The organism is Neisseria bergeri, from assembly GCA_003044455.1.
Lineage (GTDB): Bacteria > Pseudomonadota > Gammaproteobacteria > Burkholderiales > Neisseriaceae > Neisseria > Neisseria bergeri.
Genome location: POWY01000001.1, coordinates 380,840 through 397,998, shown reverse-complemented (window position 1 = coordinate 397,998; position 17,159 = coordinate 380,840). Strand labels below are relative to the sequence as shown.

Genomic DNA, 17,159 nt, shown 5'->3' with positions numbered 1-17,159 from the left:
GTATGCCCGTGACCCGCATTGCAAAAACCAATACTTACACCCGCATCATCGACGCCAGCCTTGCGCTCTTCAACGAGGAAGGCGAGCGCAACATCAGCACCAACCATATTGCGGCGCATTTGGGCATCAGTCCGGGCAATCTCTATTACCACTTCCGCAATAAAGACGAAATCATCGTCCAACTGTTCAAACGTTATAGCGAAGCCCTGCTGGAATACCTCAACAAAGCCGTGCTGCCGTCCAATGTCGAAGATTCCATCAACTATATGGCAGGGATTTACGATGTGATGTGGGAATACCGTTTCCTCTTCAGCGACGTGAATACCCTGCTTGCACGCAGTGCCGAACTTTTGGGCGAACACAATACCTTTACCCAAGCCAAAGTCTCCCCGCTCTTGGTCAACCTGCTCACCCAGCTCAACGGTCTGAACGTCATCAACGCCGATCAGACCGCTATGAACGACCTCGCCGTCAATATGTGGATGGTCACGAAATACTGGTTCGACTTCGACAGCTCCTTGCGCGGGCGCACCAAGCTGACCGAAGACTCCAAAGCACGCGGCATCCGCCGCACCTTAAGCCTCCTGCGTCCTTATCTTTTGCCCGAACACCGTGCGGAATACGACCGCAAAATCGGCAACGGCAACGGCAACCCGTAAACCCATAACGTCCGAATCAGCCTTCAGACGGCACTTACCCGACGGTATCAGCGAATGCGCGCAGTCCCCCCGCCCCATATCTCCATCACAGGCCTAGGTTACCTCGGCCTGCCGCTGGCACAAAAGTTTTACCGACACGGCAGCCGCGTCGCCGCCATAAAACGCAACCTGACTTCGGACGACATCAACCTGCCCATACACCTCGACATCTTCGACCTCGGCTGCACCGATGCCTTTCAGACGGCATTGTGGCAAAACCACGCCGACAAACCCGTTTGGTATTTCCTGCTGCCGCCCTCTTCCCTGACGCATTACGCCGACACCGTCAAACAATGGGCAGAGCTTGCCCGGGCGTGCAACGTGCAACACCTGATTTTCACCAGCAGCACAAGCGTTTACGGCGATAAAGTGCGCGAATGCGACGAAACCGCCACACCCAATCCGCAAACCGAGTCCGCCCGACAAATCCTCGCCGCCGAACAACACCTGCTCGACAGCGGCGTTCCGAACATCGACATCCTGCGGCCGGGCGGGCTTTATTGCGCCGAACGCCATCCCGTCAGCCGCCTTGTTCAAAAGCAAAACATCCAAGGCGGCAACTGGCCTGTCAATATCGTCCACCGCGACATCGCCGTCGAAAGCCTGTTTCAGACGGCATTCAAACCCGGCGGCAGGCGGCTGAAAAACATTATCGAACCGCGCCACCCGACACGCCGCGAATTTTATACGGAAGAAGCCGCCAAACTCGGCCTGCCCGCGCCGGATTTCGCACCCGACGACAGCGTGGGCAAAATCATCCGTACCGTTTGCGATAACGGCTTAAGCCTGTAAAATAAGCGGCAACAGCAACAAACAGGCATTCTCCGCCCCAATCAGAAAATATGTCCGCCCTCCTCCCCATCATCAACCGCCTGATTCTGCAAAGCTCGGACAGCCGCTCGGAACTTGCCGCCTTTGCAGGCAAAACACTGACCCTGAACATTGCCGGGCTGAAACTGGCGGGACGCATCACAAAAGACGGTTTGCTCTCGGCGGGAAACGGCTTTGCAGACACCGAAATCATCTTCCGCAACAGCGCGATACAGAAAATCCTCCAAGGCGGCGAACCCGGGGCGGGCGACATCGGGCTCGAAGGCGACCTCATCCTCGGCATCGCGGTACTGTCCCTGCTCGGCAGCCTGCGTTCCCGCGCATCGGACGAATTGGCACGGATTTTCGGCACGCAGCTCGGCAACAGCATCGGCAGCCGCGCCGCCGATATCGGACACGGCATCAAACAAATCGGCAGAAGCATAGCCGAACAAATCGGCGAATTTTCACGCAAACCCGATATCGACGCCTCCACCCTGTCCGCCTGGATGGAAGAAGTGGACAAACTGCGCGACGACGTTGCCCGCCTCAACGAACGCCTTGACCGGCTCGAACGCGACATTTGGATAGACTAACCTTCAGACGGCATCCGACATGAACAGCCCTTTTCACAACATCGGCATCGTAACCCGCCCCAACACGCCCGACATCCAAGATACTGCACACACACTGATTACATTTTTGAAGCAGCACGGCTTTACCGTCTATCTCGACGAAGTCGGCGTAAGGGAATGCTGCATCTATACCCAAGACACCATCGGCTGCCATATCGTCAACAAAACCGAACTGGGACAATACTGCGACCTGGTCGCCGTTTTGGGCGGAGACGGCACTTTTCTCTCCGCCGCCCGCGAAATCGCCCCGCGCGCCGTTCCGATTATCGGCATCAACCAAGGTCATTTGGGCTTCCTGACCCAAGTTCCCCGCGAATATATGACGGACAAGCTATTGCCCGTTTTAGAAGGGAAATACCTTGCCGAAGAGCGCATCCTGATTGAAGCCGCACTCATCCGCGAAGGCAAAACCGCCGAACGCGCCATCGCCCTCAACGATGCCGTCCTCTCACGGGGCGGTGCCGGACAGATGATTGAGTTTGAAGTCTTCGTCAATCGGGAATTCGTCTATACACAACGTTCGGACGGGCTGATTGTCTCCACCCCCACCGGATCGACCGCCTATTCGCTTGCCGCCGGCGGCCCCATCATGCAGGCAGGTTTGCACGCCTTCACGCTCGTCCCCATCTGCCCGCAATCTATGACCAACCGCCCCATCGCCATTCCAGACACGTCCGAAATCGAAATCCTCGTTACCCAAGGCGGCGACGCGCGCGTCCATTTCGACGGTCAAACCCATATCGACGTGCAAAGCCTCGACCGCATCACCATCCGCCGCTACCGCAACCCCTTACGCATCCTACATCCGACCGACTACCAATATTTCAAAACCCTGCGCCAAAAACTGCACTGGGGCGAACAATTGGTCTGAACCGCCCCTTACCGGAAAACACCTATGAATCCAAAAACTCCCCCCGACCATACAGAAGATGCCGTGCGCCTGTCCAAACGTATGGCGCAACTCGGGCTTTGTTCGCGCCGCGAAGCCGACGGCTACATCGGACAGGGCTGGGTAACGGTCAACGGCAAAACCGCCGTACTCGGTCAGAAAGTTTCACCGGCAGACCGTATCGAACTGAACAAGAAAGCCCACGAACAGCAGGCGGCACGCATTACCATCCTGTTGAACAAACCCGTCGGCTATGTCAGCGCACAAGCGGAAAAAGGCTATAAATCCGCCGCCGAACTGATTACCCCCGAAAATCGCTGGGAAGGCGACACCGGCCGCATCCGTTTCGATCCGAAACACAAAATCGGTCTTGCCCCCGCCGGCAGGCTGGACATCGACTCGGTCGGATTGCTGGTATTGACGCAAGACGGCCGTATCGCCAAGCAGCTTATCGGCGAAAACAGCGGCAGTGAAAAAGAATATTTGGTGCGCGTGCGCGGCAAATTGGACGAAAAAGGACTTGCGCTGCTGAACCACGGGTTGAGCTTGGACGGCGAGAAACTGCGTCCCGCCAAAGTAGAATGGCAAAACGAAGACCAACTGCGTTTCGTATTGAAACAAGGTAAAAAGCGGCAAATCCGCCGTATGTGCGAACTGGTCGGACTGCGCGTCATCGGGCTGAAACGCATCCGCATGGGCAAGGTCAAACTCGGCAGGCTGCCGCCCGGCAAATGGCGTTATCTCGCCCCCGGCGAATCGTTTTAAATAAGCATAAAAATGCCGTCTGAAAATCCTTGCATTTTCAGACGGCATTGCCTTATGCCCAAATAACGGTTTCTTCCAACGGCCTGCGCGCTTTCGTGGCGATTTCCTGAACGCGGTAGCCGAATGTCGCGGCGACGGACACGCCCCATTCTGCCGCATCGAACAAACCGAACTGCCCGGACAATACGCGTTCCATATCGGCATAGTTGAAACCTTCCACCGGGCAGGAATCGATACCTGCCATCGCCGCACCCGTCATCATGTTGGCTAACGCGATATAGGTCTGGCGGCAACACCAGTCAAACAAGGCACGCGAATCGTCCAAAATCTTGATATCGTCAGCCTGAAACGCCTGATACCTCGCCAAAGATTTTTCTACGGCGTCCGGTTCGGTAACACCGCGCCGCTTGAGGCTTTCCAACATAAACGGGCTGTCGAAGCGGGCATTTTTCTTCGCCAAAAACACCACCAAATGACTGGCGGTATCCAAAGCATCCGCCATACCCCAAGAAAACGGCTTGATTGCCTGTCGGATTTCGGGGTTTTGAACCACAACAAACTGCCAAGGCTCCGAACCGACCGAACTGGGCGACAAACGCCCGAGTTCTAAAATAAACTGAAAATCCTCGGCACTGATTTTGCGTGCCGCATCGTAATGCCGGCACGATTTGCGGTTTTTAAATGCGGATAGGATCTGCTCTTTGCTTAATACTGTCATCGTGCATCCTTTTATTACTTGTATTGCAAATTGATTTCAAACCGATACGGCACTGCCGCACATACAAGCCGCCCTCGCCGTCGGACCTTATCCGGACTTTGCCCGTCCTTCGGCGGCTCGGAAAGTGAAGCGGCGGCAGATTCGCCAATAACGCCCAAACGCCTTTCAGACGGCATTTGGACATCACAAACGCGCCTACGGATACGCGATATAGGCATAAGCCGAATGGTTGTGGATAGACTCGAAATTCTCGCTCTCGACGACAAAGCTCTTGATGCGTTTGTCGGCAATCAGCGAAGTAGCGACATCGCGCACCATATCTTCCACGAATTTCGGGTTTTCGTAGGCTTTTTCGGTAACGTATTTTTCATCGGGGCGTTTGAGCAGGCCGTAGAGTTGGCAGCTTGCCTGCGCCTCCACACAATCGATGACTTCCTCGATACCGACTTCGGCATCGGCAGTCAGGCTGACGGTAACGTGCGAACGCTGGTTGTGCGCGCCGTATTGGGAAATTTCTTTGGAACACGGGCAAAGCGAGGTTACGGGAATCATGACCTTCATACTGTGTCCGTATGCCCCGTCTTTGATTTCGCCCGTGAGGCTGACATCATAATCCAGTAAGGACCGGATACCGGATACCGGCGCGGTTTTCTTGCGGAAAAACGGGAAAGAAACGCTGATTTTGCCGGCGCGGGAATCCAAAAGTGCGACCATTTCGGCAGTCAGCCTGTGCAATTGTGCGAAATCCAAGGCTTCGGCATGTTGCTCCATCAATGCGACAAAGCGCGACATATGCGTCCCCTTCTGCTCGGCAGGCAGGTAAACCGTCATGGTCAGACGGGCAACGGTGGACTGGATGCCTTCTGCAGTTTGCAGGGTAATCGGGAAGCGCAGGTCCTTAATGCCGACCTGATTGATCGGCAGGTTGCGTAAATCTCTGCTGGATTGCACGTCTGCAATGGCGTTCATGCGTTGTTTGTCCTTAATATTCAGATAATTATTGAGATGTGTGTATTGTATGGCAGGCAGATGCCGTCTGAAAAAACGCTGTTGGCCGCCTGCCTGCAAATGCGAGATTATATCACTTGCTTTTGGCGGCTGCATTGATTGTTTCTATTTTCGGGATAGTGATAAAATCCCGATTATTCATATCTTACAAGGCAGAAACAGATGAAATTCCCGACCCGCGCCATTCATTCCAGCTACAATTGCGACGAACACAACCGCGCGCTGATGCCGCCGATTTATCAAAACAGTATGTTTACTCTGCACGAAATCGGCGAAAATGTGCCTTACCGTTATTCGCGCCTGAGCAACCCGACCCGTCAGATTTTAGAAGACACCGTTGCCGATTTGGAACACGGTGTGGCAGGTTTTGCGTTTTCCAGCGGTATGGCGGGAATTGATGCCGTGTGGCGTACTTTCCTGCGCCCTGGCGATACCATTGTCGCCGTCGCCGATATTTACGGCGGCGCGTATGACTTATTGGTCGATGTTTATCAAAAATGGGGAGTGAACGTTGTTTTTGCCGATTTGGGCAATCCCAATAATTTGGACGAATTGCTTAAAGCGCACAAGGTCAAACTGGTTTGGCTGGAAACGCCGTCCAATCCGCTTTTACGCTTGGTAAACATCAAAGCCCTTGCCGTGAAAGCCAAAGCGGCCGGTGCGCTGGTCGGCATCGACAACACCTTTGCCACGCCGTATCTGCAACAGCCGTTGGATATGGGTTGCGATTTTGTGTTCCATTCTGCTACCAAATATTTGTGCGGCCATTCCGACGTGTTGATGGGCATCGTCGTTGCCAAAACCAAAGAGCTGGCGCAGCCTTTGCACGATATGATGGTGCATACCGGTGCGATTGCAGGCCCGATGGACTGCTGGCTGGTGTTGCGCGGTATCAAAACACTGGCTCTGCGCATGAACGCCCATTGCCAAAACGCACTCGAAATTGCACGCCGTTTGGAAGCCCATCCTGCCATTGAAAAAGTGTTCTATCCCGGCCTGCCGTCGCACGAGCATTACGAACTGGCGAAAACACAAATGCCCAAAGGTATCGGCGGCGTGGTTACGGTTTATCTCAAAAACGACACGCGTGAAGCGGCCAATAACGTGATTAAAAACATGAAACTGGTCAAAATGGCTTCCAGCCTCGGCGGCGTGGAAAGTTTGGTCAACCATTGCTATTCCCAATCCCACAGCGGCGTGCCGCATGATGTGAAAATGGAAATGGGCATCAGGGTCGGTCTGCTGCGTTTCTCTGTCGGTATCGAAGATGTAGATGATATTTGGAATGATATTTCCGCCGCACTCGATACGACTGTATAATCCACGCAAAATGCCGCCTGAAACCATGGTTTCAGACGGCATTTCAATCAAACCGACTAAAAATCAACGCTTCAGCATCTTTGCCGCCTCAATGGCGTAATAGGTCAAAATCCCATCCGCACCTGCGCGTTTGAATGCCAGCAGGCTTTCCAAGACCACCTTATCGCCGTCCAGCCAGCCGTTGGCAACCGCTGCCTGCAACATCGCGTATTCTCCCGAAACCTGATAGGCATAAGTCGGTACGCCGAACTCGTCCTTCACGCGGCGGACAACGTCCAAATACGGCAAACCGGGCTTGACCATCACCATATCCGCACCTTCCTGAATGTCCAACGCCACTTCGTGCAACGCCTCATCGGTATTTGCCGGATCCATCTGGTAGGTTTTCTTGTCCGCCCTACCCAAATTGCCCGAACTGCCCACCGCATCGCGGAACGGCCCGTAAAACGCCGAAGCATATTTGGCAGAATACGCCATAATCCGCGTATGGATATGACCCGCATCCTCCAACGCCTCGCGAATCGCACCGATACGCCCGTCCATCATATCGGACGGAGCAACCACCTGCGCGCCCGCTTCAGCGTGGCACAAAGCCTGCTTGACCAAAACCTCTACGGTTTCATCGTTCATCACGTAACCGTTTTCGTCCGTCAGCCCGTCCTGACCGTGAACCGTATAAGGATCGAGCGCGACATCCGTCATAATGCCCAGTTCGGGAAACCTCTCGCGCAGGGCGCGGACGGCTGCCGGCACGAGTCCTTCGGGATTGTACGCTTCCTCCGTATGCTCGGTTTTGTTTGCCGTAACCACGGGAAAGAGTGCCAACATCGGAATACCGAGCTTCACCGCCTCCTCAGCCGTAAACAGCAGCCTGTCCAAACTCTGACGCTTCACACCCGGCATAGAAGGCACATCCTCCTCGCGCGCCGACCCCTCCAATACGAACACCGGATAAATCAAATCATCGGCGGTCAGCGTATGCTCGCGCATCAGGCGGCGTGAAAAATCATCCCTGCGCATACGGCGCATACGCGAAGCCGGAACATTGCGGTAAGGAAACTGCATAATCCCTCCAATCATCCTGTCAACAATTCAAATCATACGAAAGCCGCCGCAACTTGCAGACGGCATCGGGCAGTAATCAAAATCCGTTTTCACCGGAAAGGGTTTCGGCACGCCGGAATGCCGCGCCGGAGGACAGCGTCCCGCCCGTTAAAGAACAAACCCCTTCCAAAATCAGGCTTCGATATTCTTACGCCACAATACCAAAAGTTTTCCGATATGCTGAACCAGTTGCGCGTCAACCGCCTCACACAAGGCATTGCAGATTTCGATACGTTCGGCACGGTCGTCGCCGAATACGCGCACTTTAATCAGCTCATGCGCCGTCAGTGCCGCATCGGTTTCCTTGATGACCGCGTCCGTCAGACCCTGCTGACCGACCATCACAACAGGATGGAGATGGTGCGCGCGCGCTTTCAGTTCCAAAATTTCTTTGGTGTTCAATTTGGTATCCGTCATTTTCCTACTGCTTGAATAAAAAGAATAATGCGGCATTGTACGCGATTTGGCACGGCAACGGCAAAATTAACGTACAATACGCGGTTTCCATTCCGACCCGCGAACCACTATGGCTGTACGTTCCAAATCCTCAAAAGCGTGGCTGTACGAACACGTCAACGATCATTACGTCCATATGGCGCAAAAAGACGGCTACCGCGCCCGTGCCGCATACAAACTTTTGGAAATCAACGAAAAAGACAAATTAATCAAACCCGGCACGGTACTTGCCGACTTGGGCAGCGCGCCAGGAAGCTGGTCGCAGGTTGCCGCCAAGCTGACGGGTACTTCCGGAGCAGTTTTCGCCTTGGACATCCTGCCTATGGAAGCCATAGGGGGCGTGTCCTTCATTCAGGGCGACTTCCGCGAGAACGACGTACTGGCACAATTCGAAACCTTGTTGGACAACCGCCCGCTCGACCTTGTAATCTGCGATATGGCGCCCAATATGTCGGGCAATGCCGTAACCGACCAGGCACGCAGCTTTTATCTGTGCGAACTGGCTTTGGACTTCGCCTCGCAACACCTGAAAACCGGAGGCAGCTTTCTGGTCAAAGTCTTTCAGGGTGCAGGCTATCAGGAATACATGGCAGCCATGCGCGAAATTTTCGGCACGGTGCAGACACGTAAACCCGAAGCCTCGCGCAATCGCTCCAGTGAGATTTATTTATTGGGCAAAAATAAACGCTGACAATACAGACGGCGTGCTTTACAATCATTTCCGTTTTACACCTCAATTATGGAGCCTTGCTAAGTGGGGAACACCTTTAAATCAATCCTTGTCTGGGTCGCCTTGGGTATCGGCCTGATGGCTGCGTTCAACGCTTTAGACGGTAAAAAAGAAGACAACGGACAAATCGAATATTCTCAGTTCATCCAACAGGTCAACAACGGCGAAGTATCCGGCGTCAACATCGAAGGATCCGTCGTCAGCGGTTACCTGATTAAAGGCGAGCGCACCGACAAAAGCACCTTCTTTACCAACGCGCCTTTGGACGACAACCTAATCAAAACGCTTTTAGACAAAAACGTCCGCGTAAAAGTAACGCCGGAAGAAAAACCGAGCGCGCTGACTGCCCTGTTTTACAGCCTGCTGCCCGTCCTGCTGCTGATTGGCGCATGGTTCTACTTTATGCGTATGCAGACGGGCGGCGGCGGAAAAGGCGGCGCATTCTCCTTCGGCAAAAGCCGCGCCCGCCTGCTGGACAAAGATGCCAATAAAGTGACCTTTGCCGATGTCGCCGGCTGCGACGAAGCCAAAGAAGAAGTGCAGGAAATCGTCGATTACCTCAAAGCGCCGAACCGCTATCAAAGCCTTGGCGGCCGCGTGCCGCGCGGCATCCTGCTGGCGGGCAGCCCGGGAACCGGTAAAACACTCTTGGCGAAAGCGATTGCAGGTGAAGCCGGCGTGCCGTTCTTCAGCATTTCCGGTTCCGACTTTGTCGAAATGTTCGTCGGTGTCGGCGCGAGCCGCGTCCGCGATATGTTCGAGCAGGCGAAGAAAAACGCCCCCTGCATCATCTTTATCGACGAGATCGACGCGGTAGGCCGCCAACGCGGCGCAGGTTTGGGCGGCGGCAACGACGAGCGCGAGCAAACATTAAACCAATTGTTGGTTGAAATGGATGGTTTTGAAAGCAATCAGACTGTGATTGTGATTGCGGCAACCAACCGTCCCGACGTACTCGATCCGGCACTGCAACGCCCCGGCCGCTTCGACCGCCAAGTGGTCGTCCCCTTACCCGATATCCGCGGGCGCGAACAGATTTTGAAAGTCCATGCCCAAAAAGTGCCTTTGGACGAATCCGTAGATTTGATGTCCCTCGCGCGCGGCACGCCGGGTTTTTCCGGCGCGGATTTGGCGAACTTGGTCAACGAAGCCGCCCTGTTTGCCGGCCGCCGCAACAAAGTCAAAGTCGATCAGAGCGATTTTGAAGATGCCAAAGACAAAATCTATATGGGTCCGGAACGCCGCAGTATGGTGATGCACGAAGACGAAAAACGTGCGACGGCGTATCACGAGTCCGGACACGCGATTGTTGCCGAAAGCCTGCCCTTTACCGACCCCGTCCACAAAGTAACCATCATGCCGCGCGGACGCGCACTGGGCCTGACTTGGCAGCTTCCCGAACGCGACCGCATCAGTATGTATAAAGACCAGATGTTGAGCCAGCTCTCCATCCTGTTCGGCGGACGGATTGCCGAAGACATCTTCGTCGGACGCATCTCCACCGGCGCATCAAACGACTTTGAACGCGCAACCCAAATGGCGCGCGAGATGGTAACGCGCTACGGCATGAGCGACAAAATGGGCGTGATGGTTTATGCGGAAAACGAAGGCGAAGTGTTCTTGGGACGCAGCGTAACCCGTTCGCAAAACATTTCCGAGAAAACCCAGCAGGACATCGATGCGGAAATCCGCCGGATTTTGGACGAGCAGTATCAGGTTGCCTACAAAATCCTCGATGAAAACCGCGACAAGATGGAAACGATGTGCAAAGCCCTGATGGAATGGGAAACCATCGACCGCGATCAGGTATTGGAAATTATGGCGGGCAAACAACCCAGCCCGCCCAAGGATTACAGCCACAACCTGCGCGAGAATGCGGACGCGGCGGAAGATAACGCGCCGCACGCTCCGGCTCGGGAAGAAACCGAAGCACCCGCCCCGGCAGACACCGCTTCGACAGAGTCCGAGCAGCAGCCTGAAAACAAGGCTTAACTTCCCGAACAAACGGCAGCCCGCAAGCTGCCGTTTTCCCATCCCGTTTTCAGACGGCATTTTCCGCTCAATGCCGTCTGAAACGCCAAAGCCGTATCGGTTTTTGCGAATCTGCGATATGGCGGTTTAAATTGAAATCAGAACGGGGCAAGGCTGTACCGGTTTAAAATTAAACCGCTATAATACCGCCCTTCGAATACACGACCGCATTGGTGATGCCCGTGAAAAAAGTTGAAAAAAACATCTTGGTGCTGCACAGCGCGGACAAAATGTTCGAGCTGGTCGACAAGGTTGAGGATTACCCGAACTTTCTACCGTGGTACAGCAAAACCGAGGTCATCGGGCGCAACGGCAACGAACTGAAGGCGCGGCTGTTTATGGACTATATGCACGTTCGCCAATCATTCGCCACGCACAACCGCAACATCCCCGGCAGGGAAATCCGTATGGAACTGCTCGAAGGCCCGTTCAAAACCTTGCGTGGAACGTGGAAATTCATCGATTTGGGCGACGATATGTGCAAAATCGAATTCAAGCTTGAATACGATTTTTCCAATGCCGTTTTGTCTGCCTTAATTTCCCCCGTCTTCAACCACCTTTCCGCCACGCTGGTCGAGGCGTTCGTTAAAGAGGCGGATCGCCGTTATGCTTGAAATTGAGATTGTGTACGGTCTGCCCGACCGGCAGGTTTTGAAAACGATGCAGCTTGCCGAGGGAACAACCGTCCGCGCCGCCGCACTGCAAAGCGGTTTGGACGGCATATTTGAAGATTTAAACCTGCATTCCGCGCCTTTGGGCATTTTCGGCAAAGCCGTCAAAGACGATACGCCGCTGCGCGACGGCGACCGCATCGAAGTGTACCGCCCGCTGTTGATCGACCCCAAAGAAGCGCGCCGCAAACGCGTTCAAAATCAAGAAGAATAACCATGCCGTCTGAAGCCTTCAGACGGCATTCGACAGAAACACGGAAAATATCATGTCAAACACAATCAAAATGGTTGTCGGCTTGGGCAACCCGGGCAAAGAATACGAACAGACCCGCCACAATGCAGGCTTTTGGTTCCTCGACGAACTGGCGTGGAAGTGGAAGGCTTCGTTTAAAGAAGAAAAAAAATTCTTCGGCGAAGTCGCCCGTGCCACCCTGCCCGACGGCGATGTCTGGCTGCTCAAGCCGACCACGTTCATGAACCGTTCCGGACAGGCAGTTGCCGCCCTTGCGCAGTTTTATAAAATCAAACCCGAAGAAATCCTCGTCGTCCACGACGAACTCGACATTCCTTGCGGACGGATCAAATTCAAACTCGGCGGCGGCAACGGCGGACACAACGGCTTGAAAGACATTCAGGCAAAACTCGGCACGGCAGACTATTACCGCCTGCGCCTCGGCATCGGCCACCCGGGCGACCGCAACCTCGTCGTCGGCTATGTCCTGAACAAACCCAGTGCGGAACACCGCCAACAGATTGACGATGCCATCGCCAAATCCCTGCAAGCCATACCCGGCATCCTTGCCGGAAAATGGGAAGAAGCAACTCGCTTCCTGCACAGCAAATGACCCGATGCCGTCTGAAGCCCTTTCAGACGGCATTTCCCCGATTTCCATATCCGAACAGTCATGACCGAACTCAAGCAGCTTATCCAAACCGAATCCGTCCCTGTCATCGAAGAAACCCTCGATTTCCTGCTGTACGAATGCAGCATCGACGACGCACCGTCCGCCGAAGAAGTGGCACAATGGCACGACATACTTGCCGCACGCGGCGGCAAATTCCTGCGCCTGTCCAAAATCTGCCAAACGTGGCTGGACGAGGAGGCAGCATGAAGCTGCCGCGCAACCGCTTTGCCCTGCTTTCCGCATTGTGGTTTGCCGGCGGCATCTATGCGCTGCTCAGACCCGCCGAAACTGCGCCGCCGCCGTTTCCGCATTTCGACAAAGCCGCACACCTCGCCCTGTTTTTCGCACAAATCTGGCTTCTGACCAAAGCATTCAGAACCGAAAGCCGCCCCATCCCCTACCGCAGCCTGATTGCGTTCGCCTTCTGTTTCGCCGTAGTCAGCGAATGCGCGCAGGCATGGTTTACCGCAACGCGAACCGGCAGTTTGGGCGATGTCCTTGCCGATATGGCGGGTACGGTTCTCGCACTCTTTGCCGCCCGCGCCGCCTGCCGCCCGGACTGAATCGGTTTATTTCTCCCAAACAGGATGAATCCCCCCTGATGCATCCTGTTTTTCTCCTTACATATCAATCCCATCTCATAAGCAAAACCGACAAATCGTTTACAATATATTTACACTACATCGGATTACAAATATACTCGAACCAGTTGCAGAACCGGCGGTTCCGCAAACCGTTTCGAATTGCACAACACAAAAGAAAAACCGATTTTGTTACCTTAAAGGAGCATTCATGAACCTGCATGCAAAGGACAAAACCCAGCATCCCGAAAACGTCGAGCTGCTCAGTGCGCAAAAGCCGATTACCGACTTTAAGGGGCTGCTGACCACCATTATTTCCGCCGTCGCCTGTTTCGGCATTTACCACATCCTGCCCTACGCCCCCGATGCCAACAAAGGCATCGCGCTGCTGATTTTCGTTGCCGCACTTTGGTTCACCGAAGCCGTCCACATTACCGTAACCGCACTGATGGTGCCGATTCTCGCCGTCGTACTCGGTTTCCCCGACATGGACATCAAAAAGGCAATGGCAGGTTTCGCCGACCCGACGATTTACATCTTCTTCGGCGGTTTCGCACTCGCCACCGCCCTGCATATGCAGCGTCTCGACCGCAAAATCGCCGTCAGCCTGCTGCGCCTGTCGCGCGGCAATATGAAAGCGGCGGTTTTGATGTTGTTCCTCGTTACCGCCTTTCTGTCCATGTGGATCAGCAACACCGCCACCGCCGCGATGATGCTGCCTTTGGCAATGGGTATGATGAGCCACCTCGACCAGGAAAAAGAACGCAAAACCTATGTCTTCGTTTTGCTCGGCATTGCCTATTGCGCCAGTATCGGCGGCTTGGGAACAGTCGTCGGTTCGCCGCCGAACATGATTGCCGCCAAAGCCCTGAATCTCGATTTCGTCAGCTGGATGAAACTCGGTCTGCCCATGATGCTGTTGATTCTGCCGCTGATGCTGTTCTCCCTGTACGTCATCCTCAAACCTAATTTGAACGAGCGCGTGGAAGTTAAAGCCGAATCGATTCCGTGGACTTTGCACCGCGTTATCGCATTGCTGATTTTCCTTGCCGCTGCCGTCTCTTGGGTATTCAGTGCCAAAATCAAAGCCGCATTCGGTATTTCCAACCCCGATACCGTTATCGCCCTGATTGCCGCCGTTGCCGTCGTTGTCTTCGGCGTGGCGCAATGGAAGGAAGTCGCCCGCAACACCGACTGGGGCGTATTGATGCTCTTCGGCGGCGGTATCAGCCTGAGTGCGCTGCTGCAATCTTCCGGCGCATCTGAAGCACTGGGTCAGCAAGTTGCTTCCACGTTCTCCCATTCTCCCGCATTGCTGGTGATTTTCGTGGTTGCCGCCTTCATCATCTTCCTGACCGAGTTCACCAGTAACACGGCTTCTGCCGCCCTGCTTGTGCCTATTTTCGCCAGCATCGCCGCGCAAATGGGTCTGCCCGAACAAGTCTTGGTATTCGTCATCGGTGTCGGCGCATCTTGTGCCTTCATGCTGCCGGTTGCCACGCCGCCCAACGCGATTGTGTTCGGCACGGGCTTAATCAGGCAACGCGAAATGATGAACGTCGGCATACTGCTGAACATCCTCTGTATCGCGCTGGTTTCGCTGTGGGCATACTTCTTCCTGATGTAAATCCGATTCCCTAAAACGATGCCGTCTGACATAATCCGTTCAGACGGCATTGGATTTTCCTCAAGCCTCCCAATTTTGCCTGTGATTTTCAACGAAAGGAAACCCATGATTATCCTGCACACCAACAAAGGCGACATCAAAATCGAACTCGATTTCGACAAAGCCCCCGTTACCGCCAAAAACTTTGAACAATACGTCAAAGATGGCTTCTACGACGGCGTAATCTTCCACCGCGTCATCAAAGGCTTCATGATTCAAGGCGGCGGCATGGATGAAAACATGAACGAAAAAGAAACGCGCGATCCGATTCAAAACGAAGCGTCCAACGGCCTGCCCAACGATAAATACACCATCGCCATGGCACGCACTTCTGACCCCCATTCCGCCAGTGCGCAATTCTTCATCAACACTGCCGACAATGCCTTCCTCAACCAACGCTCCAAAGAAATGTACGGCAGAACCGTCGTACAAGACTGGGGTTATGCCGTATTCGGCAAGGTAGTCGACGGTTTTGACGCTGTCGACGCCATCGAAGGCGTATCCACCAAACGCCACGGCTACCATGATGATGTTCCGACCGAACCTGTCATCATTATCAAAGCCGAAGCCGTATAAACCGATAATTCGGAAGCAGCCTGCATAAAAGGCTGCTTTTTTTGTTTCAGGCGGCATAAAATCCAAGCACATATGCCGTCTGAACACCTCCCGCAGACCTTCGGACAATGTTGCAACGTGTTAAAATAGCCTCCTTTCCTGAAACCGAAACGAGAAAACCCCTATGGCAAATATTGCCCGCGACATCTTCAAAGCCTACGACATCCGGGGCATCGTCGGCAAAACCCTGACCGACGATGCCGCTTATCTCATCGGCAAAGCCATCGCCGCCAAAGCCGCCGAAAAAGGCATCACCCGCATCGCTCTCGGACGCGACGGACGCTTGAGCGGCCCCGAACTGATGACACACATCCAACGCGGTCTGACCGACAGCGGCATCGATGTCCTCAATGTCGGCATGATTGCCACGCCCATGCTCTATTTTGCCGCCGTCAACGAATGCGGCGGCAGCGGCGTGATGATTACCGGCAGCCACAATCCGCCTGATTACAACGGTTTCAAAATGATGCTCGGCGGCGACACGCTCGCAGGCGAAGTCATTCAAGAACTTTTAGCCATTATTGAAAAAGACGGTTTTGTTGCCGCCGACAAACAAGGCAACGTAACCGAAAAAGACATCTCTGACGAATACCACAACCACATCGTCGGCCACATCAAACTCAAACGCCCGATGAACATCGCCATCGACGCAGGCAACGGCGTAGGTGGCGCATTCGCAGGCAAACTCTATAAAGGTTTGGGCAACGAAGTGACCGAACTCTTCTGCGAAGTGGACGGCAATTTCCCTAATCACCACCCTGATCCTTCCAAACCGAAAAACCTGCAAGATTTGATTGCCGCGCTGAAAAACGGCGATGCCGAAATCGGCCTGGCGTTTGACGGCGATGCCGACCGTTTGGGCGTGGTCACCAAAGACGGCAACATTATTTATCCCGACCGCCAACTGATGCTGTTCGCCAAAGACGTGTTAAGCCGCAACCCCGGCGCGAAAGTGATTTTCGACGTCAAATCCACCCGTCTGCTTGCCCCGTGGATTAAAGAACACGGCGGCGAACCTGTGATGGAAAAAACCGGCCACAGCTTCATCAAATCCGCTATGAAAAAAACCAGCGCGCTGGTTGCCGGCGAAATGAGCGGACACATCTTCTTCAAAGAACGCTGGTTCGGCTTCGACGACGGCCTGTATGCCGGCGCACGCCTCTTGGAAATCCTGTCCGCCTCCGATAATCCGTCCGAAGTGTTGAACAGCCTGCCGCAAAGTATTTCCACTCCGGAACTCAACATCGACCTGCCTGAAGGCAGCAACGGCCACAAAGTGATTGAAGAGCTGGCTGCCAATGCCAAGTTTGAAGGTGCGACCGAAATCATCACCATCGACGGCTTGCGCGTTGAATTTCCCGACGGCTTCGGACTGATGCGCGCTTCCAATACCACGCCGATTTTAGTATTGCGTTTTGAGGCGGATACGCAAGCAGCCATCGAGCGGATTCAAAACCGGTTCAAAGCCGTCATCGAAAGCAATCCAAATTTAAGCTGGCCTCTGTAAACATCGAAAAAATGCCGTCTGAAGGCTTCAGACGGCATTTTTCACAAATA

At 54.2% G+C, this 17,159-nt stretch carries 21 protein-coding genes; 16 read left to right on the top strand and 5 right to left on the bottom strand.

Annotated features, from left to right (window positions below; all coding sequences use genetic code 11):
* The first annotated feature begins 2 nt into the window (after nt 1-2).
* The 5 genes from DBY86_RS02290 to DBY86_RS02270 are packed head-to-tail and all read left to right on the top strand — an operon-like array spanning nt 3 to nt 3,797.
* Nucleotides 3-659: a TetR/AcrR family transcriptional regulator gene (locus tag DBY86_RS02290; RefSeq protein ID WP_107818744.1), complete on the top strand. Its 657-nt coding sequence runs from the start codon at nt 3-5 to the stop codon at nt 657-659.
* A 54-nt stretch (nt 660-713) separates the two neighbouring features.
* Nucleotides 714-1,490 carry an SDR family oxidoreductase gene (locus DBY86_RS02285; protein ID WP_107818743.1) on the top strand — a complete coding sequence of 259 codons (777 nt, stop codon included), beginning with the start codon at nt 714-716 and terminating at the stop codon, nt 1,488-1,490.
* Nucleotides 1,491-1,540: 50 nt separating this feature from the next.
* On the top strand, nt 1,541-2,104 hold the full coding sequence (locus DBY86_RS02280; protein ID WP_107818742.1) for a ubiquinone biosynthesis accessory factor UbiJ: 564 nt from the start codon (nt 1,541-1,543) through the stop codon (nt 2,102-2,104).
* A gap of 19 nt (nt 2,105-2,123) precedes the next feature.
* Complete coding sequence (locus tag DBY86_RS02275) at nt 2,124-3,014, top strand: NAD(+) kinase (RefSeq protein WP_107818741.1); 891 nt, start codon at nt 2,124-2,126, stop codon at nt 3,012-3,014.
* 24 nt (nt 3,015-3,038) lie between these two features.
* Nucleotides 3,039-3,797, top strand: coding sequence for a pseudouridine synthase (locus DBY86_RS02270; RefSeq protein WP_107818740.1), 759 nt, complete (start codon nt 3,039-3,041; stop codon nt 3,795-3,797).
* A gap of 52 nt (nt 3,798-3,849) precedes the next feature.
* On the opposite strand, the gene DBY86_RS02265 is transcribed toward DBY86_RS02270, so the two are convergent.
* From DBY86_RS02265 to folE2, 3 genes are read right to left on the bottom strand one after another with little or no spacing between them, the layout of a single operon-like run.
* On the bottom strand, nt 3,850-4,515 hold the full coding sequence (locus DBY86_RS02265) for an NAD(P)H-dependent oxidoreductase (RefSeq protein ID WP_107818739.1): 666 nt from the start codon (nt 4,513-4,515) through the stop codon (nt 3,850-3,852).
* Nucleotides 4,516-4,529: 14 nt separating this feature from the next.
* A complete protein-coding gene (locus DBY86_RS13255) occupies nt 4,530-4,691 on the bottom strand; it encodes a hypothetical protein (RefSeq protein WP_199901029.1) in 162 nt (53 codons plus the stop codon).
* Nucleotides 4,692-4,710: 19 nt separating this feature from the next.
* The gene (gene folE2 / locus DBY86_RS02260; protein ID WP_465119539.1) at nt 4,711-5,484 is read right to left on the bottom strand and encodes a GTP cyclohydrolase FolE2; all 774 of its coding nucleotides are present in this window, start codon (nt 5,482-5,484) and stop codon (nt 4,711-4,713) included.
* Nucleotides 5,485-5,685: 201 nt separating this feature from the next.
* Between folE2 and DBY86_RS02255 the strand changes: the two genes are divergently transcribed.
* Nucleotides 5,686-6,843 carry a trans-sulfuration enzyme family protein gene (locus tag DBY86_RS02255; RefSeq protein WP_107818737.1) on the top strand — a complete coding sequence of 386 codons (1,158 nt, stop codon included), beginning with the start codon at nt 5,686-5,688 and terminating at the stop codon, nt 6,841-6,843.
* 63 nt (nt 6,844-6,906) lie between these two features.
* On the opposite strand, the gene hemB is transcribed toward DBY86_RS02255, so the two are convergent.
* Both hemB and yhbY read right to left on the bottom strand, forming a co-directional pair.
* Nucleotides 6,907-7,908 carry a porphobilinogen synthase gene (gene hemB, locus DBY86_RS02250; RefSeq protein ID WP_107818736.1) on the bottom strand — a complete coding sequence of 334 codons (1,002 nt, stop codon included), beginning with the start codon at nt 7,906-7,908 and terminating at the stop codon, nt 6,907-6,909.
* 171 nt (nt 7,909-8,079) lie between these two features.
* Nucleotides 8,080-8,364 (bottom strand): ribosome assembly RNA-binding protein YhbY, encoded by a 285-nt coding sequence (yhbY, locus tag DBY86_RS02245; protein ID WP_101057829.1) that lies wholly within the window; start codon nt 8,362-8,364, stop codon nt 8,080-8,082.
* A 109-nt stretch (nt 8,365-8,473) separates the two neighbouring features.
* Between yhbY and DBY86_RS02240 the strand changes: the two genes are divergently transcribed.
* The 10 genes from DBY86_RS02240 (at nt 8,474) to DBY86_RS02190 (ending at nt 17,109) form a co-directional block, all read left to right on the top strand.
* Complete coding sequence (locus tag DBY86_RS02240; RefSeq protein WP_107818735.1) at nt 8,474-9,094, top strand: RlmE family RNA methyltransferase; 621 nt, start codon at nt 8,474-8,476, stop codon at nt 9,092-9,094.
* A 63-nt stretch (nt 9,095-9,157) separates the two neighbouring features.
* Nucleotides 9,158-11,125, top strand: coding sequence for an ATP-dependent zinc metalloprotease FtsH (gene ftsH / locus DBY86_RS02235; RefSeq protein ID WP_107818734.1), 1,968 nt, complete (start codon nt 9,158-9,160; stop codon nt 11,123-11,125).
* 221 nt (nt 11,126-11,346) lie between these two features.
* Nucleotides 11,347-11,778: a type II toxin-antitoxin system RatA family toxin gene (locus DBY86_RS02230; protein WP_199901024.1), complete on the top strand. Its 432-nt coding sequence runs from the start codon at nt 11,347-11,349 to the stop codon at nt 11,776-11,778.
* Nucleotides 11,771-12,049: an RnfH family protein gene (locus DBY86_RS02225; protein WP_002217575.1), complete on the top strand. Its 279-nt coding sequence runs from the start codon at nt 11,771-11,773 to the stop codon at nt 12,047-12,049. The genes DBY86_RS02230 and DBY86_RS02225 overlap by 8 nt, the downstream gene beginning before the upstream one ends.
* 52 nt (nt 12,050-12,101) lie before the next feature.
* Nucleotides 12,102-12,680 carry an aminoacyl-tRNA hydrolase gene (gene pth, locus DBY86_RS02220; RefSeq protein ID WP_107818732.1) on the top strand — a complete coding sequence of 193 codons (579 nt, stop codon included), beginning with the start codon at nt 12,102-12,104 and terminating at the stop codon, nt 12,678-12,680.
* 60 nt (nt 12,681-12,740) lie between these two features.
* Nucleotides 12,741-12,947, top strand: a complete 207-nt coding sequence (locus DBY86_RS02215; protein ID WP_107818731.1) for a dioxygenase — start codon at nt 12,741-12,743, stop codon at nt 12,945-12,947.
* On the top strand, nt 12,944-13,303 hold the full coding sequence (locus DBY86_RS02210) for a VanZ family protein (protein ID WP_107818730.1): 360 nt from the start codon (nt 12,944-12,946) through the stop codon (nt 13,301-13,303). The genes DBY86_RS02215 and DBY86_RS02210 overlap by 4 nt, the downstream gene beginning before the upstream one ends.
* 229 nt (nt 13,304-13,532) lie before the next feature.
* Nucleotides 13,533-14,948, top strand: coding sequence for an SLC13 family permease (locus tag DBY86_RS02200; RefSeq protein WP_107818728.1), 1,416 nt, complete (start codon nt 13,533-13,535; stop codon nt 14,946-14,948).
* Between the two features lie 105 nt (nt 14,949-15,053).
* Nucleotides 15,054-15,563 carry a peptidylprolyl isomerase gene (locus tag DBY86_RS02195; RefSeq protein WP_107818727.1) on the top strand — a complete coding sequence of 170 codons (510 nt, stop codon included), beginning with the start codon at nt 15,054-15,056 and terminating at the stop codon, nt 15,561-15,563.
* A gap of 163 nt (nt 15,564-15,726) precedes the next feature.
* The gene (locus DBY86_RS02190) at nt 15,727-17,109 is read left to right on the top strand and encodes a phosphomannomutase/phosphoglucomutase (protein ID WP_107818726.1); all 1,383 of its coding nucleotides are present in this window, start codon (nt 15,727-15,729) and stop codon (nt 17,107-17,109) included.
* The last annotated feature ends 50 nt before the right edge of the window (nt 17,110-17,159 follow it).

Excerpts from the sequence above, each read along its gene's own strand:
- DBY86_RS02290 (WP_107818744.1), top strand. The coding sequence starts at position 3 with ATGCCCGTGACCCGCATTGCAAAAACCAATACTTACACCCGCATCATC.
- DBY86_RS02285 (WP_107818743.1), top strand. The coding sequence starts at position 714 with ATGCGCGCAGTCCCCCCGCCCCATATCTCCATCACAGGCCTAGGTTAC.
- DBY86_RS02280 (WP_107818742.1), top strand. The coding sequence starts at position 1,541 with ATGTCCGCCCTCCTCCCCATCATCAACCGCCTGATTCTGCAAAGCTCG.
- DBY86_RS02275 (WP_107818741.1), top strand. The coding sequence starts at position 2,124 with ATGAACAGCCCTTTTCACAACATCGGCATCGTAACCCGCCCCAACACG.
- DBY86_RS02270 (WP_107818740.1), top strand. The coding sequence starts at position 3,039 with ATGAATCCAAAAACTCCCCCCGACCATACAGAAGATGCCGTGCGCCTG.
- DBY86_RS02265 (WP_107818739.1), bottom strand. The coding sequence starts at position 4,515 with ATGACAGTATTAAGCAAAGAGCAGATCCTATCCGCATTTAAAAACCGC.
- DBY86_RS13255 (WP_199901029.1), bottom strand. The coding sequence starts at position 4,691 with ATGCCGTCTGAAAGGCGTTTGGGCGTTATTGGCGAATCTGCCGCCGCT.
- folE2 (WP_465119539.1), bottom strand. The coding sequence starts at position 5,484 with ATGAACGCCATTGCAGACGTGCAATCCAGCAGAGATTTACGCAACCTG.
- DBY86_RS02255 (WP_107818737.1), top strand. The coding sequence starts at position 5,686 with ATGAAATTCCCGACCCGCGCCATTCATTCCAGCTACAATTGCGACGAA.
- hemB (WP_107818736.1), bottom strand. The coding sequence starts at position 7,908 with ATGCAGTTTCCTTACCGCAATGTTCCGGCTTCGCGTATGCGCCGTATG.
- yhbY (WP_101057829.1), bottom strand. The coding sequence starts at position 8,364 with ATGACGGATACCAAATTGAACACCAAAGAAATTTTGGAACTGAAAGCG.
- DBY86_RS02240 (WP_107818735.1), top strand. The coding sequence starts at position 8,474 with ATGGCTGTACGTTCCAAATCCTCAAAAGCGTGGCTGTACGAACACGTC.
- DBY86_RS02225 (WP_002217575.1), top strand. The coding sequence starts at position 11,771 with ATGCTTGAAATTGAGATTGTGTACGGTCTGCCCGACCGGCAGGTTTTG.
- pth (WP_107818732.1), top strand. The coding sequence starts at position 12,102 with ATGTCAAACACAATCAAAATGGTTGTCGGCTTGGGCAACCCGGGCAAA.
- DBY86_RS02215 (WP_107818731.1), top strand. The coding sequence starts at position 12,741 with ATGACCGAACTCAAGCAGCTTATCCAAACCGAATCCGTCCCTGTCATC.
- DBY86_RS02210 (WP_107818730.1), top strand. The coding sequence starts at position 12,944 with ATGAAGCTGCCGCGCAACCGCTTTGCCCTGCTTTCCGCATTGTGGTTT.
- DBY86_RS02200 (WP_107818728.1), top strand. The coding sequence starts at position 13,533 with ATGAACCTGCATGCAAAGGACAAAACCCAGCATCCCGAAAACGTCGAG.
- DBY86_RS02195 (WP_107818727.1), top strand. The coding sequence starts at position 15,054 with ATGATTATCCTGCACACCAACAAAGGCGACATCAAAATCGAACTCGAT.
- DBY86_RS02190 (WP_107818726.1), top strand. The coding sequence starts at position 15,727 with ATGGCAAATATTGCCCGCGACATCTTCAAAGCCTACGACATCCGGGGC.